The sequence below is a fragment of the Actinoplanes sp. NPDC004185 genome, assembly GCF_053603475.1.
The window spans coordinates 173,719-196,103 of the sequence record NZ_JBSGFR010000010.1 but is presented as its reverse complement, the minus strand read 5'-3'; the positions used below and the strand labels follow the sequence as shown (position 1 = coordinate 196,103).

Here is a 22,385-nt window from a genome sequence, read left to right as displayed (position 1 = left end):
CGCGTCGATCGTTCCGGCGTGCAGGGGCCCTCGTTGGTGCGTGATCCGGTGCTGCGGGTGCTCGTACCCGTGGCCCTGGGTCTGGTGGGGTTCTTCGCCTTCGGGGTGGGCGGCGACCGGCTGCAGGTGCTCGTCGGCTGGCTGAGCCTGCTCGCCACCGACGTGGGACTGTTCGTGCTGGCCCGGCGGATCGCCCGGATGGCGCAGACGCCGGCGGCGCCCCGGCGGTTCTGGAACGCCGCCGCCTTCGCCGCGGCCGCCTTCAGCGTCGGCGACAGCTTCCAGGCGGTGCAGACGCTGCTCGACCCCTCGGCCGTCACCCTCACCGTCGGCTTCGTGCAGACCGTGGCCCTGCTGGTCGGGGCGGCGGGGATCGTCGGCGTGACCGTGACCTATCCCACCGGAGTGGGCTCCCGGCGGGCCCGGATCCGCTTCTTGCTGGACGCGGCGGCCACCATGACCGCGTTCGCCGTCGTGGCCTGGTGCCTGGTGACCCGCTCGACGCTCGCCGCCGCCGGGACCGACACCCTGGTCACCGCCGTGTTCGGCACCGGCCTGATCATGGCCGGCGTCTTCGCCGCCGTGAAGCTCGGGCTCAGCGGGGTGAGCCCGATGTCGCGCGCCGCCGCCGTGGTGATGCTCACCGGGGCCGGCATCCAGGGCCTCGCCACCACCGTCCTGCCCGGCACCGGCTCGTCCGGGTCGCTGTCGTGGCAGCTGATCCTGCTCGTGACGCCGGCGATCCTGTTCATGGCCGGGCCGCGGATCCAGGCCCGGCAGGTGCAGCGCGACCCCGGGATGTTCCAGCGGCCCGGGCCGCGCCGCTACAGCGTCCTGCCGTACTCGGCCACCCTGGTGACCTTCCTCGCGCTGATCGCGGTGCTGCTCGACAGCGGCCTGGGCTACCAGGCCTGGGGAGCGCTGGCCGGGCTGGTGCTCAACGTCGCGCTGGTTGTCGTACGGCAGGTGCTCGCCCTGACCGAGAACGCCGTCCTGCTCGACAAACTCGACGAGAGCCTGCTGGAGATCACCCTGCGCGAGCGCCGGCTGGACTCGCTGGTCCGGCACTCGTCCGACATCACCTCGATCACGGACCGCGCCGGGCGCGTGGCGTACGCGAGCCCGGCCCTGCACCGGACGCTGGGCTACGACGTGGCGGACATCCTCGGCCGGCCCATGATCGCCTTTCTGCACCCGGACGACCTGCACGAGATCCGCCCGCGGCTCAGCCACCTGCTGGCCACCACCGGCGCCACGCTGACGTACCAGACCCGCTTCGCGCACGCCGACGGCTCCTGGCGCTGGCTCGAGGTCATCGCCACCAACCTGGTCGGCGAACCCGGCATCGACGGGGTGGTGGCCAACGCCCGCGACGTCACCGAGACCCGCGAGCTGCACGAACAGCTGCGCCACCAGGCCGACCACGACCCGCTGACCGGGCTGGCCAACCGGCGGCTGTTCGCGGAACGGATGCGCGACGCGCCCGACTGCCGGGCGGCGGTGCTGCTCATCGACCTGGACGGCTTCAAGGCGGTCAACGACACGTACGGGCACCACACCGGGGACGAGGTGCTCCGCTTCGTCGCCGCGCGGCTGCGGGAGGCGGCCGGCGCGGACGATCTGGTGGCGCGGCTCGGGGGCGACGAGTTCGCCGTACTCGTGGCGGCCGGCGACGAACTCGCCGCCCGCCGCTTCGCGGACCGCTTCCTCGACCTGATCGCGCAGCCCGCGCTGATCGACGGCCGGACGATCGCGGTACGCGCCAGCGTCGGCCTGGTCGCCGGCGACGCCGCCGACGACCTCATCCACGCGGCCGACCTCAAGATGTACGAGGCCAAACGGCTCAGGGCAGCGCGAAGGGGAGCTTGATCCCGTCCAGGGCGCTGCCGCAGGCGCAGGTGCGCTCGGTCGGCAGCGCCTGCACCGCGTCGAGCAGCACCTCGCGCAGGCGGGCCGTGTTCTCGGCGAAGACGGAGAAGACCTCCTCCTGGGTGACCCCGTGGTCGCCCTCCACGCCGGCGTCCAGATCCGTCACCAGGGCGATCGCCGTGTAGCAGAGGGCCAGCTCGCGGGCCAGCACAGCCTCCGGATGCCCGGTCATGTTGACCACCGTGCCGCCGATCGCGGTGAACCAGCGCGACTCCGCCCGGGTCGAGAACCGCGGCCCCTCGACCACGACCATCGTGCCGCCGTCGACCGGGTCGATCCGGGCGCCGGCCCGCAACACGGCCTGCCGGCCGTCCGGGCAGTACGGGTCGGCGAACGACACGTGCACCGCACCGGAGTCGTAGTACGTCTGCTCGCGGCCGCTGGTCCGGTCGATGAGCTGGTCAGGGACCACAAAGGTGCCGGGACCGAGCTCCGGCCGCAGCCCGCCGACGGCACAGGGCGCGATGATCTGGCGTACGCCCAGCGACCGCAACGCCCACAGATTGGCCCGGTACGGGATCTTGTGCGGCGGGAACCGGTGATCCCGGCCGTGCCGGGGCAGGAACGCCACCCGGCGCCCGCCGACCTCGGCCACGGTGACCGGATCCGACGGCGGACCGTAGGGCGTGGACACCTGATACTCGGTCGCGCCGTCGAGGAGGGCGTAGAGGCCCGATCCGCCGATGACGCCGATCTCCGCCTCCGCGGGTGGCTCGTTCATGCGCCAGACCTTATCGGTGGCCGGAAACGCAGGCTAATGTCCAAGCATGGCGTTGACCGAAGGCCTCCTGGGGCGAAGGTGGGGCTGCCGTGTTCAGTGAAGAGCAGCGCATCGGAGGTCGCTCGATGGAGTCGATGACCGGTCAGCTTCTGGTCGCGACCCCGACCCTGAAAGACCCGAACTTCGACCGCACCGTGGTGCTGCTGGTGGCCCACGAGACCGGCGGCGCGCTGGGCGTGGTGCTGAACAGGGCGACCGAGGTCCCGGTGGCGGACGTGCTGGGCAACTGGGGCGAGCTGGCCGGCGACCCGGCCGTGCTGTTCGAGGGCGGCCCGGTGCAGCCCGAATCGGCGATCTGCCTGGCCCGCACCCGCCCCCAGGTGAAAAAACGGGTGTCCGGCTTCCACCAGGTGTCCGGCGCGCTCGGCACGGTGGACCTGTCGGCCGACCCGGACCGCATGCGCGAGAGCGTGGCCGGCATCCGGGTCTTCGCGGGCTACTCGGGCTGGTCCCCGGGCCAGCTCGAGGAGGAGATCGCGGCGGGCTCCTGGTTCGTCTTCGACGCCCTCCCGGGGGACCCGTTCGTCAGCCGCCCGGACGACCTGTGGGCCATGGTCCTGCGCCGCCAGGGCGACATCCTGGCCGCGGTGGCCCACTTCCCCCCGGACGTCTCACTGAACTGACACGCATGCCGCCCCCTCCGCACGAGGGGGCCCGGAAGGTGTGTACTATTCCGTGAGTGCCCGGGGGATCCCGGGGACAGGCAAGGGGCTGTGGCGCAGCTGGTAGCGCACCACACTGGCAGTGTGGGGGTCAGGGGTTCGAGTCCCCTCAGCTCCACCCTTGGGTAAGGCCCGGACTGATGTCCGGGCCTTTGCTGTTGGGCCGGGCGCTTCTGAAAGACCGAATCCGTGGTCAGAACGTGTATTCATCTTCCAAGGTCGGAATGACCGGTGACAGGAAGTGGTCCGCATGTTCGGTGACGATTCCTCGCATCAATCGGAAGACGCGGAACTCCAGGTTGTGTTCCGGGTCCTCGTCGTCATGAACGTAGAGGAGTCCGTAGGAGCCGGGAGCAAGAGCACCGACCCGCCCGAATAGCTCGATCACGTCGGTGCCCTGCGTGCCGCGATGATTGGGGTGTCCGGCGAGGTGCACCTGGTACTGCCCGTTGACCGGACGAAGGTCCGTCAGCCCATGGCCGGCGAGCTGGTTCACGAGGTGCTGAATCTCTTCGAGGCGAAGCGGCGGATCGTCGTCGACAGCTTCAGCCGTCGAACGGAGGGTGATCCACCCGTGATACTCGAACATTGCCGAAGTTTACGGTCAAAGGCGCGGTCAGCCTTCTGTCGTTGGTCCCCGGCTCTCGGCGAGTAGCCGGTCCGCCTCGCGCAGTCCGGGCTCGTGGCCGGTCATCTCATGGATCCGCCGGGCCGCCTCGGCCGCCTCCCTGGCCTCGGCCCGCCGGCCCGCCGCCAGGTGCACCCGGGCCACCTCATTGAGCGCCCGGCCTTCGAGCAGCCGGAACTGACCCTTGCGCGCCGCATCGACGGCTCGGGCCGCGAAGTCGCCCGCCCGGTCGAGGTCGGCCGGGGCGCAGGCCCGGGCCAGGGCGATCAGGGTCTGGGTCGTCGGGTAGTGGTTGCCGTACGGCTCCGCCTCGGCGAGCGCCGGCCCGAGGATCTCGGTCGCGTCGGCGGCCCGATCGGCCGCGAGCAGCAGCTCGGCGTGCCGGCCGGCCAGCTGCGTACGGGCCAGCACGTCCGTCGAGGCGGCCAGGGCCGACCGGGCCTGGTCCAGCAGGTTCCAGGCTTCGGTGCGCTGACCGCGCGCGTACCGGATCACCGCCAGGTCGGCCCGGGCCAGCGCGGTGACGTGGGCGTTGCCCGCCTCCTCCAGCAGCGCCAGCGCCTCGATCAGTAGCTGCTCGGCCTGCGCCGGGCGGCCCTGGAGGGCGCGTACCTCGGCCAGGTTGAGCAGGGTGATGGCCCGGCTGTAGCCGGCGCGGTGGCCGGGGCTGGCCAGGGTTTGTTCGAAGTGGTCGCCGGCCTCGGCCAGGGAGCCCATCAGCAACTCGATCAGGGCGACCTTGCCGAGGTACTGCGGCGGCTCGACGCCCAGCGCCATCGAGCCGTCGAACGCGGACCGGGCGTGTTCCGCCGCGCTGCGCAGGTCGCCGCCGAGCAGGTGGTACACGCTCAGTGCGTTGTGTGCTTCCGGCTCCAGTCTGCGCCAGCCGGACTGCCGGGCCAGCTCCAGGCAGCGTTCCGCGTGCGGCATGCCGAGGATGTCGTACCCGTTCGTGGTGTACGAGTGGGCCATGACCAGCTCGGCGGCCGGCCGCGCGCGGGGGTCGGTGCTGAGCTCGGCCGCGGCCAGCGCGGCCCGGCCCAGCGACAGCATGGTGACCCGCTCGATCGTGGCGTTGAGGAACGGCTGGCAGGCGAAGACCAGGCGCCACACCGCGTCCGGGTGGCCCAGGGCCGTGCCGGTCTCCGTCACCGCCACCAGGTTCGGCAGTTCGGCGGTGAGCCACCCCGTGGCCTCCTCCGCCGTCGCGAACGGCGCAAACGGTTCGTCCCGGGGCAGCCTGATCCGGGCCGGATTGTGCTTGGCGGCCGCGGTCTCGGCGCCCGTCACGAACCAGGACAGCAGCCGGGCCAGCGCCGCCGCCCGCTCCTCGCGCAGGTCCGCCGGGCCGGCCCGGTGCCGGGCGTACTCGCGGACCAGGTCGTGCATGGTGAAACGGCCCGGCCGGTGCTCGGCGACGAGGTGGGCGTCGGCGAGCGTCCGCAGCGCCGCCTGCGCCTGCCCGGCTGTCCGGTCCAGGAGCTGCGCGGCGGCCGCGACGGTGAGGTCCGGCACCGGTGCGGACCCGACGAGCCGGAAGGCCCGCTGCGCGGCGGGTCCGAGGCGACGGTACGACTGGTCGAAGATCGTCCGCAGGCTGCTCTGCGGGTCCCCGTCGACCAGCAGCGCGTCGAGTCGCCGGCCGCCGAGCAGCTCCCGTACGTACGCCCCGATCCTGGTCCGGGGCCGGGCGGCCAGGTTCGCTGCCGCGATCCGCAGGGCCAGGGGCAGGCGGCCGCAGGCGCGAATCAGGTCGTCGGTCGCCTGCGCCTCGGCGGCGACCCGGTCGGCGCCGAGGATGCGGGTGAGCAGCTCCGTCGCGTCCCCGGGCGACAGCAGGCCGACCTCGACGCGCCGGGCGCCGTCCCGCGCGATCAGCCCGCCGAGCGCGTCGCGGCTGGTCACCAGGACGAGGGTGCCGGGCGTGGCCGGCAGAAGTGGACGTACCTGCGCGGCGGAAGCCGCGTTGTCCAGCAGGATCAGCACCCGCTGTCCCGCGAGGGTCGCGCGGTAGAGCGCCGCCGCCTCGTCGACATCCGCGGGGATCTGTCGCGGTGGGACGCCCAGCGTCCGGAGCATCACGCCGAGCGCCTCGGTGGCCGGCAGCGGGCGGCGCTCGTCGTACCCCCGGAGGTCGAGGTAGAGCTGGCCGTCCGGGAAGCGTGCGGCGATCCGGTGCGCCCAGTGCACCCCCAGCGCGGTCTTGCCGACGCCGCCGACGCCGACGAGCGCGCTGATGATCACCACGTCGGTCCCGCCCGGCGTGGCCGTGAGCAGCGCGTCCAGCCCTTCCAGCTCCGCGGACCGCCCGGTGAAGTCGGGGATGTCGTGCGGCAGGAAACGCCGCGCCGCCCGGACCGCGGCGGGCCGGCGCAACCCGTCGTCGTTGCGCAGGATCCGGTCGTGCAGCTCGGTGACCGGCCGGCCCGGATCGATGCCCAGCTCACCGGAGAGGGTCTGCCGCAGCCGGCGATAGGTGGCGAGCGCCTCGGCCGGGCGGCCGCTGCGGTAGAGCGCCAGCATCAGCGCGCCGGCCAGCTTCTCCCGGAAGGGATGGGCTGCGGCGAGAGCGGCCAGATCGTCGACCACGGCATGGTGATTGCCGAGCTCGTTCTCCGTGTCGAACAAGGTCTCCAGCGCGGCCAGTCGTTGATCTTCCAGCTGGTGCCGGGCCTGGTCGACGAAGGCACCGCTCACGCCGCCGAGCGGCGTTCCGGACCACAGGTCCAGACCGGACCGCAGCGCGGCGACGGCGGACGCCGGATCGCCGGCCCGGGCCAGCTGCTGCCCCCGGTCGCGGTGCTCGGTGAAGGCGAGCAGGTCGAGCTCCGCGGCGGTCACCGTCGCCCGGTAACCACCCCCGGCGCTCGTGACCAGCTCCCGCCCGGCGGCGCGCAATGCCCGCCGGACGGCCGAGACCGCCGCGAAAACCTGCCTTTTGGCCGTCGCCGGCGGCGCGGCGCCCCACAGCGCGTCGATCAGCTGATCCGTCGTCACGGTCTGGTTGGGATGCAACAGCAGATAGGCCAGTACGGCTCGTCGCTGCGCGCGTTCGATGGGCACCGGCCGCCCCTCGACGACCACCCCGACCGGCCCCAGCAGCACCAGTTTCACGAAAGGCCCCCGTCGGTCCCCGTATCCCCGGAAGGCGAACGTATACCAAACGTATCAATGGCCTGCTCCACCATCGTAGATACGTGATGGGCGGACGAAGTCCGGACGTGCGAGGGAGGTGAGATTGATGAAGATCATCATCCGTACGGTGGAATCGGTGAAGTCCACGCAGTGGCCGGACTCCTGATGACGTGAGGTGGACGGCCGCGGCGGCACCGTGCGGCCGTCCACCTTTTTTTCCTCGCGGTGCGGCCAACACGGAGGTATGCGATGCGGATCGGCCTGAAACCCTGTGCCTGGGAACGCGCCGGCACCGCCCTTTACGTGGTCTGCGATCCCAGCCGCTCGGTGGAGCTCGACGACCCCGACGGCCAGGTCGAACGTCTGCTGACGGTGCTGCGCGACCAACCCGGCACGGCGGCGGAGCTGCGGGCCCGGCTCGGCGCCGACGGTCCGGCGGTCGCCCCCGGCGAGCTCACCGAAGCGCTGACCGCGCTCGACGGTCTGCGGATGCTGCGCGACGTGGACCGCGCCGTCGACCGCGAGCGGTCCGGGCGCGACTTCAGCAACCTGGCCTTCTTCGAGCTGTACGCGTCGCTGGAGGCGAACGAGGCAGATCTCCAGCAGCGGGTCCGCGATGCCCACGTGCTGCAGCTGGGCACCGGCGGGCTCGGCTCCAACGTGCTGCAGAGCCTGGCCGGGCTCGGCGTCGGCCGGCTCACCCTGCTCGACGACGACGAGGTGGAGCCGAAGAACCTGGCCCGGCAGTTCCTCTACCGCGAAGCCGACCTCGGCACCCCGAAGGTGGACCGGGCCGCCGACTGGGTGCGCGCCTTCAATCCGGGCATCGACGTGCGCGCGGTGCGCCGCTGGGTGCGCGGGCCGGACGACGTGAGCAGCCTGCTCGACGGCGTGGACCTGGTGGTGTCCGGAATCGACCAGGGCGAACGCATCGACAACTGGGTCAACGAGGCCTGCGTACGGGCCGGGATCCCGTGGGTACGTGGCGGCATGACCGGCTCCCAGCTCATCTACTTCTCCGTCGACCCGGGACGCAGCGGCTGCTACGAGTGCCGGGTGCACGCGTACGGCGACGGCAAGGGCATCGCGTCGGTGGTGCTGCCGCCGGCGGCCGTGACAGCCCAGCGCCTCAGCGCCCGGATCCCGCGGGTGAACCGGGCGAACGGACCCTCGGCGGCGCTGGTCGGATCACTGGTGGCGTTCGAGGCGCTGCGGTACCTGACCGGCTACGAGCCGCCGTACGCCGCCGGGGCCGAGGTGCTGCTGGACGTCTCCGCCGGTGGCGCCCAGCGCCGGGAGCCGTGGCCGCGGAACCCGGACTGTGCGCTGTGCGCCGCGGCCGCTGTGGCCCGTTCGGCCGGGGCACCGTCGTGAGTGTCGTTCCGGTGCCCGGCGATGCCACCGTCCGGCTCCGGCCGCTGTCGGTGGTCGACGACGGCGACGACGTGCTCATCGGCGACCCGGACCGGGGCACGTTCGTCGCTGTGCCCGCAGTGGGCGGTGTCGTGGTGCGGGCGCTGCTCGCCGGCGCGACCGTGGCCGAAGCCGGCGAGCGCGCCTCGGCGTTCGCCGGTGAGCCGGTGGACATGGCGGACTTCCTGACGGCGCTGAGTGAGCTCGGTTTCATCGACGACGAGGCGCGGACGGCCGCACCGGTGGCGACCGCGCCGGTGCAACAACGGGGGTGGATCGGCGGACCACCGGCCGTCCTGGTGCGGCCGTTGTTCTCCGCGGTGGCCTGGTGCGGCTACGGCCTCGCCGCGCTGGTGGCGGTGGCGTGCTTCGCCGTACGCCCGGACCTGTGGCCCCGTCCCACCGACCTGCTGGTCACCGGCGACGTCGGCACCAGCCTGCTGCTGATGCTGCCGGTCACCTACGGGCTGGTCGCGGTGCACGAGAGCTGGCACTGGCTGGCCGCCCGGGCGCTGGACCTGCGCACCCGGTTCGGCGTCGACCGGCGCCTGTTCTTCCTGGTCTTCGAGACCGACCTGTCCCAGCTCTGGAGCGTCCCCCGCCGCCGACGGTACGGGCCCCAGTTGGCGGGCCTGGCCATCGACGGCGTCCTCATCGCGGCCCTGCTGGTCGGGCAGCTCGTGGCCGGTCCCGTCCAGCCCCTGCCCGCGCTGACGTTCGTGCTGGTGGCGAGCACCCTGTGGCAGTGCATGATCTTCCTGCGCACCGATCTGTACGGCGTCCTGGTCACGGCCACCGGCTGCCGCGACCTGTGGCGCGTCAAGTCACTCCTGCTCCGGCGCGCGATCGGCCGCCTGGACCAGCGGCAGCGGGCCGAACTCGACCAGGCCGATCCCCGGGACCTGCGGGTCGGGGCGTGGTTCCGGTGGGTGTGGATCGCGGGGTGCGGGCTGGCCGCGGGTTACTTCGCCGTCTTCTATCTGCCGCTGCTGATCTATGTCGCCCGCTGGGCGGGCGAAGGCTTCAGCGCGGGGGTGGGCAGTGGCCGGTTCTGGTGGGGTCTGCTGGTCGCTGTCATGGTGTACGCGCCGATCCTGGCGACATTGTGGATGGCCCTGAAGCGCTCCCGGCGGCCCACCGACGAGCCGGTGTGACACAGTGCGGTCGATGGACATCGACTATCTGACGACCGGGTTGACCGGTTTCAGCGAGGACGAGTTCCCCGAGGCGCGTGGCTGGCCGGTGGCGGGATGCCCGACCCGGGTGGTTGGAGCGACCGAGGCGCAGATGCGGGCCTGGACCCTCGCCGATGTCCCCTGCGGCACGTTGACCGAGCCGTACCACGACACCGATCAGGGCTGGAACGTCATGCTCTGGCAGCAGGGTGACCACGTCTTCGTCGCGGAGGGGGACGGAGGCTGGGACGAGGTGCGCGACTCCAACACCTACACAAGATGGTTCAAGGTGCCCCGCGAGCTGTACTTCCAAGCCTGGGCGGCCGCCCTCGAGCAGCTACGGAGCCTCTGAGGGCCGCAGCTCGAGGACGTGGCGGATGCCGGGGCGGCCGGGCAGTTCCACTTCGCCGGCCGGCTGGAATCCGGTGCGCTGCAGCACTTTCAACGAGCCGGTGTTGTCTCGTGCCGCGTCTGCGATCAGCCTGTTCAGGCCGTACTCGGTGACTGCCAGCTCGCAGATCCGGTGGACCCCCTCCGTGGCCACGCCGCGGCCCGCGACCCGCTGCGCCACCCGGAAGCCCAGCACTGCCACCCCGTCCAGCGCGTCCACCAGGTTGAAGCGGCCGACCACCGCCCCCTCCTCGTCGACCGCGACGTGGAAGTGGCACAGCCCGGTCGCCTGTTCCGCCAGCAGCGCCGCGTGGCGGGCCGGAAACTCTGTGAAGTAGTCGTCGCCGCGGTCCGAGATCGAGCGGGCGAACCACGCCCTGTTCTCCCGCTCGAAGCGCAACAACTCAGCCGCGTGTCCCGAGGTCAGGCGCTGGAGCTCCATCACGGGTGCCGGTGCAGTTGGCGCAGGGCCAGCGCCAGTTGGAGGCGCAGGCGGCCTTGCGGGGAGCGGACGTTCCAGCCCAGCAGGTGCTCCGCGTGGGTGATCCTGTCCTGCAGCGTCGAGTGGTGCAGCCGCAGGGTCGTCGCCGCCGCGCGCAGGCTGATGCTGGTCGCCATCGTGTGCAGGGTGGTCAGCATCCAGGGCGCCGCCGCGGCCGCGTGGTCCAGCGCCCGCACGTCGGGGGCGTTCGACTGGTCTCCCACCTCCGCGAGCAGGGCCAGGGCGCCCAGTTCCTCGGCGTGGACCACCGGGGAGCCCGGGTCCTCGTCGGTGCCTTCCGCCGCGAAGCGCAGGGCCACCTTCGCCGCCGCCCAGGACGCCGGGAGGTCCAGGATCGCCGTCGCCGGGCCGATTCCGGCCCGGCCCGGCAGCTTCGGCAACGGACCGGACCGCACCTGGATCTCCGACGGCCGGGCGATCACGTACGCCGGTTCGGCCAGCCCCAGGCGGCGGGCCGCTTGCCGGCGTACGTCCGCCGGAGCCGACGCGTCCACGATCAGCTCGGCCGACGCCGGGTCGGCCGCGGGTGCCCGGCCGCGGGTCCGGTCCAGGACCGCCCGGGCCGCACCCGCCGCGCGTTCCAGGATCATCGCCTCCACCGGGCCCGGCGGGCCGGCGCGTTCCAGCCACAGCGTCGCCGAACCCGCCCCGGTGGTCATCCATTCCGGCGCCGGGGGACCGTCCTGCCAGGCGCTCACGCCGGCCGCGGTGACCCGGATCCGCACCCGGCGCTCGTCGTCGCGCAGGCGGGCCGGGCAGTCGGCCAGCACCGCCGCGCCCCGCACGATCGACTGGAGGCCGGCGCGGGACTCCACCAGGCTGTCGAAGTACGAGATGACCCGCAGGGCCGCGCCCGCGTCGGCGTCGAGCGCGGCCAGCCGGACGACGAGGTCCTTCATGCCCCGAGGCTAGACGTCCAGCAGGCGGTGCAGCCAGCGCGTTCTGGCGGCCCGGGCCTCCTGGGAGATGCCGGCCTGCGGCACCGTCGCGTCGAAGCCGTGGAACGCGCCCGGCCAGACGTGCAGCTCGGCGCGGCCGCCGGCCTGCCAGATGCGGTTGGCGTAGGCGATGTCCTCGTCGCGGAAGGTCTCGGCCGAGCCGACGTCGATGAAGGCCGGCGGCAGGTTCGACAGGTCCGTCTCCCGGGCCGGCGCCGCGTACGGGGACACGTCCGGCCCGCCCCGCGCCGCGCCGAGCAGGGCCGTCCAGCCGGTGTCGTTGGCGGTGCTGTCCCAGATGCCGCGGCCGGCCATCTGACGCGCCGAGTACGAGTCGTTGCGGTCGTCCAGCATCGGGTAGATCAGCATCTGGCCGGCCAGCGCCGGTCCGCCCTTGTCCCGGGCCATCAGGGCCAGCGCCGCGGCCAGCCCGCCGCCCGCGCTGCCACCCGCCACGATCAGCCGGCCGGGCTCGTAGCCCAGCTCGTCGGCGTGGCCGGCGGTCCAGGTCAGCCCGGCGTAGCAGTCGTCGATCGGGCCCGGGTGCGGCGTCTCGGGGGCCAGCCGGTATTCCACCGACACCACGACCAGGCCGAACTCCTCGGCCCAGTCCAGCGCCTCCAGCACGCCGGTGCGGTTGTCGCCGAGGATCATGCCGCCGCCGTGGGTGAAGTAGACACAGCCCAGGGTGCCGGTGGCGGCGGTCGGGCGCAGGATGAGCAGCGAGATGTCCGGGTCGCCGTCGAGGCCGGGGACCGTGCGCTCCTCGAGGGTGAACTTGCCGTCGCGGCGCAGCTCGTCGTCCGTCGGGGCGCCCAGGGGGCCGCCGGTGCGCAGGGCGGGGATCAGGTCCGCGGTCAGCGCGGCGGGCATCATCTCGGTGATGGCCGGCAGAGCCGCGCCGAGCTCCGGGTCGAACGGTGGTGGCGTCATCTCCACGGACAGCGTCATGGGCGGGCCTCCTGATTCGAGGAGATCACAAGCGTGTGATCGCTGTCCTCAGCTTGAGCGGTCGCGGCCCGCGGCGACGAGCGCCAACTGGCGGAAACTGCCCGCCATCCGGCGGGTACGCCGACAGCGAAACCGGCCGCCGCGGGACGGCACCCCGGCCCGGGCGCGACCAGAATCGCGCCATGGCCGACTTCGCGCTCCAGGCTCAGCCCACCGACGCCGCCGACTGGCTCGACCTCGCCCGGCGTGCGGAGGCGGCCGGCTTCGACACGCTGCTCGCCGCCGACCACCCCGGCTCGTGCGCGGCGCCGTTCGTGGCACTGGCCGCGGCGGCCGCCGTCACCACCACCCTCAAGCTGGGGTCGTACGTCTCCAACGCCGCGGTGCGGGAGCCGATCCTGCTGGCGACCGACGTGGCGACGCTGGACGTGGTCTCCGGCGGGCGCACGCTGCTCGGCCTGGGCGCCGGGCACACGCCGGCCGAGTGGGACGCGATCGGCCAGGTCCGCCCGGACGTGCGCGGCCGCGTCGACCGGTGCATCGCCGTCGCCGAGGCGACCACCCGGCTGCTGGCGGGGGAGAAGGTCACCGTGGCCACGCCCGAGCTGACCATGCTCAACGCCCTGCTGGAGCGGCCGCGCCCGGTGCAGGAGCGGATCCCGCTGCTGGTCGGCACGGCGAACTCGCGGCTGCTGCGCTGGGCCGGCGAGCACGCCGACATCGTCGGCCTGACCGGCTTCGGCCGCACCAGGTCCGACGGGCACCAGCACGAGGCCCGCTGGCGGCCGGCCGACATCGACGCGCAGGTCGCGCTGGCCCGGGCGGGCGGCGACGCCACGCTGGAGGCGCTGGTGCAGGTGGTCGAGGTGACCGACGACGCGGCGGGCTTCCTCGCCGAGCACGCCGAGCGGTTGGCGATGAGCGTCGACGAGCTCCGCCAGGTGCCGTTCCTGCTGGTGGGCACGGCCGAGGAGATCGTCGCGGCGGTGCGCCGGCATCGCGAGCGGTGGGGGATCACCCGCTATGCCGTACGCCGGGACGGCCTGGACGTGCTCGGCCCGCTGCTGCCCCGGCTGGCCCAGGCGTAGCCCTACTCCGAGAAGAGGACCTGCTCGACCTTGGCGCGGTATTCGACGTAGATCTGGCGGTAGCGCTGCAGGGCCGCCGCCGAGTCGCCGGACTCCAGATGCTGCAGGATCTCCTCGTGGCCGGTGATCCACACGTCCCAGAGGTTGCTCTCCGCACCCATCGCCAGGATGCGCAGCGTGCGCGCCACCACCAGGTCGACCATCGACTGCAGCTCACGGTTGCCGCTGGCCAGGATGACGATGGTGCTGAAGTCCGCCCCCGCGGCCCCCGCGGCCAGCACGTTGCCCGTGCGCAGCCCCTCGACGAACTCCTTCTGCCGCTGGCGCATCAGGTCGAGGTGATTGCTGGTCAGGTTTTCCACGCCCCACTCGAAGCCCGCGCAGGCCAGCACACCCATCACATCGATGAGCTCCAGCGCGTTCTTCTGCGTCATCTTGGTGACGTGCCGGGTGCGGTTCGGGGCGATGTCGATCAGGCCCTCGACCGAGAGCTGGGCGATGGCCTCGCGCACCGGCGTGATGCTGACGCCGAGCCGGGCGGCCAGCTCCGCGTCCTTGATGAGCGTCCCGGGCGGTAACTCACCGGTGACGATCTCGTTACGGAGCTGTTGGACAACCGCGGCCGTGCGGGTCGGCGGCACCGTGTAAGACATACCGGCAGCCTACCCACAGTGATGACCGACAGCGGACCGTACCCATGGGGGCTTCTGCCCGTCATGCTGAACGCGTGGTTGACGCCGTACCGCTCATAGATCTCGACGCGTCCCCGCGCGCGGAGCCCGGCCCGGCCGCACGGCGGCCCCGGCTCCGGGCGCCGCGCCCGGTCCTGGTCCTCGCCGTGCTGGTCGCCGCCCTGCTCACGCTGGTCGCGGCCACGCCGCCGGCGCGGACCATGGAGCCGATCCTGGCGGCCGGGGGTACGGCGGCCGCCGCGTTCACCCTCGGCCCGGACGCGCTCTACACCGCCAGTTTCGGCGCGAACCCCAACAGTGAGTCCGGCGTCCGCGGGTACGCCCTGCCCGGCGGCGAGCAGCTGTGGGCCACCTCGCTGCCGCAGAACGTGCAGAACCTGACGCTCGACGGCGGCGTGCTGCTGGCCCGCTCCGGCAGCGCCCCCCGGATGTCGTTCCTGGACGCCACCGAGGGCAAGGTGCTGTGGACCCTGAACGAGCCGAACGCCACGGTGGTCACCCTCAGCGGCGGCCGTGCGCTGCTGCGCGTCGACACCGACGACGGGGGTACGGAGCTCCGGCTCGCCTCCGCGCGCACCGGTGCCACGATCTGGAGCCGGATGGTGGCCGGGGTCGGCGAGATCCTCAACGACGACCTGTTCGCCGACCGGCCCGACCGGATCGTGGTCCTCGGGGTCGACGGGCGGGTCACCACGCTGCAGTTCGCCGACGGGTCGGTGCTCGGCCGGGGTGAGCTGGGCGTACGGCTGCCGGCGGAGCTGGACGGCACACCTGCGGCCGACTTCGTCGGTGTCACGGTGTCCGGGGATCAGTTGTACCTGTCGCGGCGTGAGCAGGGGCGGGCTTCGCTGGCCGCGTACCGGTTGCCGCAACTGACCCGGCGGTGGCGCACCGAGGGCGGCCCGACCGGGTTCGTGCACGACTGCGGGCCGGTGCTGTGCATCGCCGACGCCGGCCGGGTGAGCGGGCTCGACCCCAGCGACGGCTCCGTGCGCTGGTCGGACCCGGCCTGGAGCAACGCGTTCCGGGTCGGCGAGGGCGTGCTGCTGGCCTACGACCGCCAGGAGGACCCGGAGTCGGCGATCCTCGACGCGCGCACCGGGGCGGTGCGGCGCAAGCTCGGCCACACGCTCGCGGTCGGCGGGCTGGAGCTGCGCGTGGACAACAAGATCGTCGGCCGGACCTGGGTGGCGGTCACGGATCCCGCGGACGACACGGTGCACACCGTCGGCGCGATGCAGACCGCGGCGCCGTACGGCTGCACGGTCCGCCGCCCGTACCTGGCCTGCCCGACCTCCGCCGGGCCGACCACCGTCTGGCAGATCCCGTGACCGCGGGCTTGCTCCTCACGTAACGGAAGGACCTAGCGTCTCCGCCATGGGCACCTGGAGCGTCGGCGAGCTGGCCACAGCCACCGGCCTCACCGTGCGCACCCTGCACCACTACGACGAGATCGGCCTGGCGCGGCCCTCCCTGCGCAGCCCGGCCGGGCACCGGCGGTACACCGACGCCGATGTCCGCCGGCTGCACCGGATCGTCGCGTTGCGCGGCTTCGGCTTCGCCCTGGCCGAGATCGGGGCGCTGCTGGACGGCTCCGGGCCCGAAGCCCGCGAGCTGGTGCGCAGCCAGCTGGACCAGGTCCGCGACCGGATCGCCCGGGCGATCCGGCTGCGGGACCGGCTCGAGGTGGTGCTGGGACAGTTCGACGCCGCGGGCACCCCGTCGGCGGCGGTCCTGGTGACGTTGATCGAGGAGATGACCGCGGTGGAACACACCTACACACCTGAAGAGCTGCAAGAGATGGCGGCACGGCGGCAGGAGCTGGTTGCTCAGCTCAGCCCCGAGGAGCTGGCCGACATGGCGGAACGCCGAAGGCGGGTGCTCGAGAGCATGACCCCGGAGCAACTGGCCGAGCTGCACCGCAGCCGTCCGCCCTTGCCGCACTGACGGCAGCCGGGCCGGCCGTGGACCTCATGGTCGCTCGGCCGGCCGCGGGCGCGGCGTCAGTGCGTGCAGGGCCGGTTGTAGTTGGCTCGCGACAGGGTGTTCATCGCGGTGAACTGCAGGTCGTACTCGCGGAAGCCCTGCTTGGTCCGGTCCGCCCCGACCACGCTGTTGACCTTGACGTTCAGCCGGTCCAGGTCGCTGCCGCCGTCGCCGCTGGCCTCGAGCACGAACGGATTGATCATCTGCTTGGGCGTGCCGGTGTCCAGCCGGGCCGAGATCAGGTTGTTGGCGACCGCGGAGGCCGGCCCGGAGATGGCGTCCGGCCACGGCCACTGCCGGCGCTTGAGGGTGCCGCCGGCGCGGGGCAGGCTCAGTTGCACGCACTGGTTCTTGCCGGCGTCGTCGATGAAGACGTAGTCGATGTACCAGTTCGTGGTGTCGGAGTAGGCCTCGTTGACGCGGTAGGCGTACCGGACCTCTCGGTCCAGCTTGTTGAACGCCGCCTGCAGCTCGACCTGGGCCGTCGCCGACGCCTCGGCGGTGTCCGTGGTGTGGAACATCTCGTAGAAGCCGGTGCTGGCGATGGCCATGACGACGGACATCACCGCCATGCTGACCAGCACCTCGGCCATCGAGAAGCCGGCGTCGCCGGCGGCCCGGAGCCGGTGGCCGAGCCGGGTCATGATCCGGTCGCCGAGTTGAAGAGCGGCTCGTGCAAGGACGTGCTGATCTGCGTGCTGGTGGCGTACGAGCAGCCGGCGGCGGGGCAGGTGTGGCCCTTCCAGGCGATCTTGATCGTGACGTTGAGCAGGGCGCTGACGGTGACCGTGGACGTCCACTGCCGGGTGTAGCGGATGGAGTTGACCACGACCTCCGGGGTCCCGGACTGGGTGCCGAGCCAGGTGGCGACGTCCGCGGCCGGCACCTGACGCAGCTGCTCCATCGAGTCGGCGGCGACCTGGATCGCCGCCTGCCGGGCCCCCTGCACGTCGATGGTCACCATCGAGCGCACGAAGAACGTGGTCACCGCGCTCAGCACGACGCCGATGACGGCGAGCGAGGTCAGCACCTCCACCAGCGTGAAGCCGTCGTCTCTGGTTGCTGCCATGGCCACTTCCGCTCAGTCCGTGGTGACGGTCGGCGCGCCGGAGCCGACCGGCGGGGCCACGAAGGCCTTGACCGCGAGGCTGACGCTCATCTTGTCCGCCTTATCGGTGGCCGACTCGTCGACTTGAGGGGAAGTGAGGTTGGCCGACTCGATCAGCACCGCGCGCTTCTGGCCGCTGCCCTGCAGCTCCTGCAGGAAGGTGCTCAGGTTCTCGGCCGAGCCCTCGGCGGTGAGCTGGATCGGCAGCGCCCAGACGCCGGGCAGGTTCTCGACCTCGGACGGGGTGCTCACGGTAACGCCGCTGACGTCCACGTCCAGGTCGGTGCCCGCGGCCTGCAACTGGCGCAGGAAGGCCGGCACGCCGGAGTCGGCGGGCAGCGCGTCCTGATAGCCGGTCAGCGTGGCCTTGAGCTTGGCCAGGTTCGCCTTCTGCTTCTTGAGCGTGACGATGCGCTTGCGCATGTCCACGGCCTGGGCGCGCGCCGTCTCGGTCTGGTCCCGGAAATCCGCCGCCTCGGTCTTCTGCGGGTTGATCAGCAGGAACCAGCTCACCACCGCGAGCAGGACGACGACGGCGGCACCGGCGACCATCCAGAGCCGGTCGGCGTGACGGGCACCCATCACTTGCCTCCCGTCTCACACTTGTCGCCGAAGCGGCCGCAGAGGGCGGCGCTGGTGATGTCGACCCGCAGGGTCCAGCTCACGGCGTTCTCCTCCGTGTTGACGTTCGTCACGTACGCGTTGGCCAGCACCGACTGCTGGCCGAGGGCGTCGACGTAGGCCGCGACGGCCCGCTTGTCCGGGCCCGTGCCGGTGACGACGGCCGAGCCGATCGGCGCCGACGTGGTGGTGCTGGGCAGGGTGGTGCCGGACGAGGAGCTGCCGGCCTCCTGCAACGCGCCGTTGATCCCCACCACGGTCACCCCGGCGGACTCGCCGACGTCGCGCAGCTGGTCCAGCAGCGCCGCCCAGTCGAGATCGTTCGCCATGGCCGTCTTGAGCTGCTTGGACAGCGTCGCCGTGTCGTTCTGCACGTCGACCACCTCGCCGTACGCCCGTTGCGAGCGCTGCAGATCGGTGACCTCGGTGTTGGCCGCGTTGAGCTCGTCCTCGGCGGCCCGGGTCTCCTGGCGTTCCAGGACGAACCAGCCGGTGAGCAGGCAGGCGACGAGGATGACGAAGACGATCACCCAGCCCCGGGTACGGCGGGCCCGCCGCGCGGCGATGATCTCCTCGGGCAGCAGGCTCGCCGAGATGGTCAGCAACCGGGTCACCCGCTGCGGGGAGACCGCGGGGTCCAGGGGCATCAGGGTGGTGGCCATCAGGCTGCCGCTCCCAGGGTCAGGCCGATCGACACCGCGGCCGACGGCAGGAAACTGTCGAAGCCGCGCTGGCGGGCCCGGCGGGTGTCGCGCAGCCGGCCGGCGCTGTCGGCGTACATCACCTGGACACCGAGGTGCTGCTGGATGTGCTCGGCCAGGCCGGGCATCAGCGCACTGCCGCCGCACAGCGAGACGCGGGTGACCTGCTTCTGCCGTTCACCCGAGGCGAGATAGGTGAACGAGCTGCGCAGCTCGTTGATCAGCGGGCGGATCGCGTCGGCGGCGGCGGTCTCACCGTCGGGACGGCCGTCGCCGTGCAGGCCGTACCGGCACTTGAGCGCTTCCGCCTCGGGCGCGGTGATGCCCAGCCGGGTGGCGATGCTCTCAGTGATCTCGGCACCGCCGCGGGGCACGGTCCGGACGATCAGCGGCTCGCCGTCGGCGTGCACGACCACGCTGGTGACCTCGGCGCCGATGTCGACGATGGCCTCCACCTGGGCGTCCAGCCGGGACGCGGCCCGCAGCAGGGCGAAGGAGGCCAGGTCGACGTTGACGACGTGCAGACCGGCCTTCTCGACCGCCTGGACCAGCGCCATGACGGCGTCCTTGGGCATGGCGATCAGCAGGCCGCGCACGGTCGGGCTGTCACCGGGCTCCTCGAGCGGCCGGAAGTCGAGCAGCGAGCGGTCCACCGCCAGCGGCAGCATGTCGCGCACCTGGAACGGCAGCGACTTGCGCATCTCCTTGGCGGGCAGGTTGGAGACGGCCATCTCGCGGACCACGAGCTGCGGGTTGGTGACCCCGATCAGCACCTGCTTGGTGTCGAACTTGCAGGCGGCCCAGAGCTGCTTGAGCGCCGAGGTGACCGCCACCGGCTCGGTGAGGATGCCGGCCTGGACGGTGCCCGGCGGCAGCGGCACCTGACCGAAGTTGGTCAAGGTGTACTCGTCCTTCGCGCGGCGCACTTCCACGGCGCGGATGGACGACGAGCCGATGTCCAGCCCGATCGGATTGACGCTAGCCATCGGTTTCCTTCCTCGATCAGGCGGTGGGGATGAGCAGGGCGGTGTACCAGTCGGCGATCGGCGCCGCGGCGAAGACCGCGAGGAAGGCACCGGCCAGCAGGTACGGGCCGAACGGGATCCGGGTCTTGCGGCGGGCCACCCGCAGGGCGATGAGCACCACGCCGACGAGCCCGCCGAGCAGGAACGCCGCGAAGATGCCGACCGCGACCCAGCTCCAGCCGAGCCAGCCGAGGTAGAGGCCGAGCAGCGGGGCCAGCTTGACGTCGCCGCGGCCCATTCCGAACCGGCTGATGATCTCGAACAGGACCCACAGCACGCCGGCGGCGAGCAGGGCCCGGGCGGCGGTGTCCCAGCCGCCCCGGGCGATCATCGCCGGGACGAACAGGGCCGCTGTCACGACGTAGGACGGCAGGACGATCTGGTCGGGCAGGCGCAGCACGTCCAGGTCGATCGCGGCCAGCGCGATCGCGACGGCCGCCAGGTACAGGTACGCCGGCAGTTCCCAGGACCAGCCGAACCGGGCGGCCACGGCGACGAAGAGCGCCGCGGTGCCGGCCTCGACCAGGGGGTACCGCGCACTGATCGGCGCCCGGCAGTCGGCGCACCGGCCGCGCAGCAGCAGCCAGCCGAAGACCGGGATGTTGTGCCGGTTGCGGACCTGGTTACCGCAGTGCGGGCAGTGCGAGCCCGGGTGCACGAGCGACTCGCCGCGGGGGACCCGGTGGATCACGACGTTCAGGAACGATCCGACGGCAAGACCGAGCAGGCCGACGATGCTGAGCAGCAGCGGCTGCGGCATGGCGGGTCCTCCTCGGTCTCTGCGCAACGGTGGGAGCGGGTGGTGCCGCCGTCGGCGACACCACCCGAGGTCGAGCTGGGAAACGCGTCAGGGCTTGCAGGTCTCGATCTTGACCGCCGGCGTCGGCACGCTGACCGAGCCGCCCTTGGTGCTGTCGTACAGGTAGACCTTGCCGCTGCCGCCCGTGTTGGTCGCACAGACCAGGTACGAGCTGGCGGTGCCCACGTACGTCATCACGGTCTTGTCCGAGAGCGTGACCAGGTTGACGGACGTGCCGTCCGGCGTCGCCTTGCCCAGGTTGAAGCTGTCGGCCTGCTTCGCCGTCGACGGCAGGGTGGCGTAGGCGTTGCCGTTGTCGGTGTAGTACTGCTCGATCGCGCTGACCGCGCCGCGCACGTCGGACTGGGCCGACTTGTCGGCCGCGCCCTGGCGGTAGTTCAGGTAGACCGGCACGGCGATCGCGACGAGCACGCCGATGATGACCACGACGACCAGGAGCTCGATGAGGGTGAAGCCCTCGTCCTGCTTCTTGGCGCGCATGCGAGCGATGATGTCCTGCATTGGGGGTGCCTCCAGTGTGGCGTCAGGGGTGGGGCGGGGATGGTGGTTCCGGGCTCGGGTGCCCGACTCCGCGACCGGAGGACCGGCCGTTTCCTGCTCCTGGGCGTCAGTTGCCCTGGATGTTCTGGTAGATGGTGAACATCGGTAGGTACAGACAGATCACCATTCCGCCGACCACGGCTCCCATGACGAGCACCATGATCGGTTCGATCGAAGCGGTCAGGGATTCGGCGGCGCTGTCGACTTCCCTGTCATAGAAATCGGCAACCTTGTCGAGCATCTGACTGATTTGACCGCTTTCTTCGCCCACTTCGATCATCTGAGTGACCATCTCGGGGAAGACCTTGTGGTTGCGCAGGGCGGACGACATGGGCTGGCCGTCGCGTACGGCCGACTGCACGTCGCGCATGGCCGCGTTGATCACCTCGTTGCCCGTGGTCTCGCCGACGACGTGCAGTGCCTGCATGACGGGCACGCCGACGTTGAGCAGCAGGCCGAGGTTGCGCGAGAACCGGCTCATCGCCAGCTTGCGGAAGAGCGGGCCGAACACCGGCATCCGCAGCTTCAACCGGTCCACGGCCAGCCGGAAGTCCTGGCTCTGGCGGATCCGGCGCTTGTAGGCGACCGTCGACGTGATGCCGATGGTCAGCACCAGCGGGCCGATCCACCACATGTTGTGGCTCGCGTCGACCAGGAACTGGGTGATGGCCGGCAGCTCGCCGCCCAGATTCTTGAACATCGCCTCGAAGATCGGGACGATGAAGATCAGCACGGCCGCGATCAGCACGAAGGTGAAGGCCAGCACGATCGCCGGGTAGGTCAGCGCACTCTTGATCTTGCCGCGGAGCGCGGTGTCCTTCTCCAGGCTGTCCGCGATCTGCTCCAGAGCGCGGTCGATCATGCCGCCCGCCTCGCCGGCGCGGATCATGGCGATCATCAGGCGGGGGAAGACCTTGTCGTGCTTGGCCATCGCCGAGGACAGCGACACACCGCCGGCGACATCCGTACGGACCTCGGCGGTCGCCTTCTTCAGCGACGCCGCGGCGGTCTGCTCCTCGAGGATCGACAGCGACCGCAGCAGCGACATGCCCGAGGCGGTCATCGTGGAGAACTGCCGCGCGAAGACCGCCAGGTCCTTGAGCTTGGTCCGGTTGCCCAGGCCCGGGATCTTCAGGTCCCGGTTGAGGCCCTGACCGGCCTGGCTCAGCTCCAGCGGGACCTCGCCCCGCTGGCGCAGCAGGTGTGTCGCCGCGGTCTCGTTGGCGGCCTCCACCGTGCCCTTGGTCTTGCGCCCGTGCGCGTCGATGCTGTTGTAGTGGAACGTCTTCGTCGCCGGCAT

23 protein-coding genes and 1 tRNA gene are annotated in these 22,385 nt (G+C 71.9%); 9 read left to right on the top strand and 15 right to left on the bottom strand.

Annotated elements, in window-relative coordinates; genetic code table 11:
• Positions 1-18: 18 nt before the first annotated feature.
• Positions 19-1,869 carry a diguanylate cyclase domain-containing protein gene (locus tag ACWEOZ_RS13165; RefSeq protein ID WP_451910937.1) on the top strand — a complete coding sequence of 617 codons (1,851 nt, stop codon included), beginning with the start codon at positions 19-21 and terminating at the stop codon, positions 1,867-1,869.
• On the opposite strand, the gene ACWEOZ_RS13160 is transcribed toward ACWEOZ_RS13165, so the two are convergent.
• Positions 1,844-2,650, bottom strand: a complete 807-nt coding sequence (locus ACWEOZ_RS13160) for an S-methyl-5'-thioadenosine phosphorylase (protein WP_451910936.1) — start codon at positions 2,648-2,650, stop codon at positions 1,844-1,846. The genes ACWEOZ_RS13165 and ACWEOZ_RS13160 overlap by 26 nt on opposite strands.
• Before the next feature lie 125 nt (positions 2,651-2,775).
• Here ACWEOZ_RS13160 and ACWEOZ_RS13155 point away from each other — a divergent pair, with 125 nt between their 5' ends.
• Together ACWEOZ_RS13155 and ACWEOZ_RS13150 are read left to right on the top strand one after the other, a co-directional pair.
• Positions 2,776-3,333, top strand: a complete 558-nt coding sequence (locus ACWEOZ_RS13155) for a YqgE/AlgH family protein (protein ID WP_451910953.1) — start codon at positions 2,776-2,778, stop codon at positions 3,331-3,333.
• 84 nt (positions 3,334-3,417) lie between these two features.
• A tRNA-Ala gene (locus tag ACWEOZ_RS13150) sits at positions 3,418-3,490 on the top strand.
• A gap of 75 nt (positions 3,491-3,565) precedes the next feature.
• Here ACWEOZ_RS13150 and ACWEOZ_RS13145 read toward each other — a convergent pair.
• Together ACWEOZ_RS13145 and ACWEOZ_RS13140 are read right to left on the bottom strand one after the other, a co-directional pair.
• Complete coding sequence (locus tag ACWEOZ_RS13145) at positions 3,566-3,961, bottom strand: Imm7 family immunity protein (RefSeq protein WP_451910935.1); 396 nt, start codon at positions 3,959-3,961, stop codon at positions 3,566-3,568.
• A gap of 27 nt (positions 3,962-3,988) precedes the next feature.
• The gene (locus ACWEOZ_RS13140) at positions 3,989-7,114 is read right to left on the bottom strand and encodes a BTAD domain-containing putative transcriptional regulator (RefSeq protein ID WP_451910934.1); all 3,126 of its coding nucleotides are present in this window, start codon (positions 7,112-7,114) and stop codon (positions 3,989-3,991) included.
• 270 nt (positions 7,115-7,384) lie between these two features.
• Between ACWEOZ_RS13140 and ACWEOZ_RS13135 the strand changes: the two genes are divergently transcribed.
• The 3 genes from ACWEOZ_RS13135 to ACWEOZ_RS13125 are packed head-to-tail and all read left to right on the top strand — an operon-like array spanning position 7,385 to position 10,075.
• The gene (locus ACWEOZ_RS13135) at positions 7,385-8,509 is read left to right on the top strand and encodes a HesA/MoeB/ThiF family protein (protein ID WP_451910933.1); all 1,125 of its coding nucleotides are present in this window, start codon (positions 7,385-7,387) and stop codon (positions 8,507-8,509) included.
• Positions 8,506-9,702 carry a hypothetical protein gene (locus tag ACWEOZ_RS13130; RefSeq protein ID WP_451910932.1) on the top strand — a complete coding sequence of 399 codons (1,197 nt, stop codon included), beginning with the start codon at positions 8,506-8,508 and terminating at the stop codon, positions 9,700-9,702. The genes ACWEOZ_RS13135 and ACWEOZ_RS13130 overlap by 4 nt, the downstream gene beginning before the upstream one ends.
• 13 nt (positions 9,703-9,715) lie before the next feature.
• Entirely contained in the window at positions 9,716-10,075 is a 360-nt protein-coding gene (locus ACWEOZ_RS13125; RefSeq protein ID WP_451910931.1) for a hypothetical protein, read from the top strand.
• On the opposite strand, the gene ACWEOZ_RS13120 is transcribed toward ACWEOZ_RS13125, so the two are convergent.
• From ACWEOZ_RS13120 to ACWEOZ_RS13110, 3 genes are read right to left on the bottom strand one after another with little or no spacing between them, the layout of a single operon-like run.
• Positions 10,061-10,555 carry a GNAT family N-acetyltransferase gene (locus ACWEOZ_RS13120; protein WP_451910930.1) on the bottom strand — a complete coding sequence of 165 codons (495 nt, stop codon included), beginning with the start codon at positions 10,553-10,555 and terminating at the stop codon, positions 10,061-10,063. The two genes, ACWEOZ_RS13125 and ACWEOZ_RS13120, sit on opposite strands and share 15 nt — an antisense overlap.
• Positions 10,555-11,514, bottom strand: coding sequence for a helix-turn-helix domain-containing protein (locus ACWEOZ_RS13115; RefSeq protein ID WP_451910929.1), 960 nt, complete (start codon positions 11,512-11,514; stop codon positions 10,555-10,557). Before ACWEOZ_RS13115 ends, ACWEOZ_RS13120 begins: the two co-directional genes overlap by 1 nt.
• A gap of 9 nt (positions 11,515-11,523) precedes the next feature.
• The gene (locus tag ACWEOZ_RS13110; RefSeq protein ID WP_451910928.1) at positions 11,524-12,504 is read right to left on the bottom strand and encodes an alpha/beta hydrolase; all 981 of its coding nucleotides are present in this window, start codon (positions 12,502-12,504) and stop codon (positions 11,524-11,526) included.
• Between the two features lie 182 nt (positions 12,505-12,686).
• Here ACWEOZ_RS13110 and ACWEOZ_RS13105 point away from each other — a divergent pair, with 182 nt between their 5' ends.
• Positions 12,687-13,592, top strand: coding sequence for an LLM class flavin-dependent oxidoreductase (locus tag ACWEOZ_RS13105; protein ID WP_451910927.1), 906 nt, complete (start codon positions 12,687-12,689; stop codon positions 13,590-13,592).
• Between the two features lie 2 nt (positions 13,593-13,594).
• Here the strand turns inward: ACWEOZ_RS13105 and ACWEOZ_RS13100 are convergent, their stop codons facing one another.
• Positions 13,595-14,245 carry a GntR family transcriptional regulator gene (locus tag ACWEOZ_RS13100; RefSeq protein ID WP_451910926.1) on the bottom strand — a complete coding sequence of 217 codons (651 nt, stop codon included), beginning with the start codon at positions 14,243-14,245 and terminating at the stop codon, positions 13,595-13,597.
• A gap of 74 nt (positions 14,246-14,319) precedes the next feature.
• On the opposite strand from ACWEOZ_RS13100, the gene ACWEOZ_RS13095 reads away from it, so the two are divergent.
• Both ACWEOZ_RS13095 and ACWEOZ_RS13090 read left to right on the top strand, forming a co-directional pair.
• A complete protein-coding gene (locus ACWEOZ_RS13095) occupies positions 14,320-15,615 on the top strand; it encodes an outer membrane protein assembly factor BamB family protein (RefSeq protein WP_451910925.1) in 1,296 nt (431 codons plus the stop codon).
• Positions 15,616-15,661: 46 nt separating this feature from the next.
• The gene (locus ACWEOZ_RS13090) at positions 15,662-16,231 is read left to right on the top strand and encodes a MerR family transcriptional regulator (protein ID WP_451910924.1); all 570 of its coding nucleotides are present in this window, start codon (positions 15,662-15,664) and stop codon (positions 16,229-16,231) included.
• A 56-nt stretch (positions 16,232-16,287) separates the two neighbouring features.
• Here ACWEOZ_RS13090 and ACWEOZ_RS13085 read toward each other — a convergent pair whose 3' ends face one another.
• From ACWEOZ_RS13085 to ACWEOZ_RS13050, 8 genes are all read right to left on the bottom strand, one after another.
• The gene (locus ACWEOZ_RS13085) at positions 16,288-16,914 is read right to left on the bottom strand and encodes a PulJ/GspJ family protein (RefSeq protein ID WP_451910923.1); all 627 of its coding nucleotides are present in this window, start codon (positions 16,912-16,914) and stop codon (positions 16,288-16,290) included.
• Positions 16,911-17,339: a type IV pilus modification PilV family protein gene (locus tag ACWEOZ_RS13080; protein ID WP_451910922.1), complete on the bottom strand. Its 429-nt coding sequence runs from the start codon at positions 17,337-17,339 to the stop codon at positions 16,911-16,913. The genes ACWEOZ_RS13085 and ACWEOZ_RS13080 overlap by 4 nt, the downstream gene beginning before the upstream one ends.
• Positions 17,340-17,351: 12 nt before the next feature.
• Positions 17,352-17,960, bottom strand: a complete 609-nt coding sequence (gene pilO, locus ACWEOZ_RS13075) for a type 4a pilus biogenesis protein PilO (protein ID WP_451910921.1) — start codon at positions 17,958-17,960, stop codon at positions 17,352-17,354.
• Positions 17,960-18,661, bottom strand: coding sequence for a hypothetical protein (locus tag ACWEOZ_RS13070; RefSeq protein ID WP_451910920.1), 702 nt, complete (start codon positions 18,659-18,661; stop codon positions 17,960-17,962). The genes pilO and ACWEOZ_RS13070 overlap by 1 nt, the downstream gene beginning before the upstream one ends.
• Complete coding sequence (gene pilM / locus ACWEOZ_RS13065; protein WP_451910919.1) at positions 18,661-19,686, bottom strand: type IV pilus assembly protein PilM; 1,026 nt, start codon at positions 19,684-19,686, stop codon at positions 18,661-18,663. The genes ACWEOZ_RS13070 and pilM overlap by 1 nt, the downstream gene beginning before the upstream one ends.
• Before the next feature lie 16 nt (positions 19,687-19,702).
• Positions 19,703-20,485, bottom strand: coding sequence for a prepilin peptidase (locus ACWEOZ_RS13060; protein ID WP_451910918.1), 783 nt, complete (start codon positions 20,483-20,485; stop codon positions 19,703-19,705).
• Positions 20,486-20,572: 87 nt separating this feature from the next.
• Complete coding sequence (locus ACWEOZ_RS13055; RefSeq protein ID WP_451910917.1) at positions 20,573-21,025, bottom strand: type II secretion system protein; 453 nt, start codon at positions 21,023-21,025, stop codon at positions 20,573-20,575.
• A 127-nt stretch (positions 21,026-21,152) separates the two neighbouring features.
• Positions 21,153-22,385, bottom strand: a complete 1,233-nt coding sequence (locus ACWEOZ_RS13050) for a type II secretion system F family protein (RefSeq protein ID WP_451910916.1) — start codon at positions 22,383-22,385, stop codon at positions 21,153-21,155.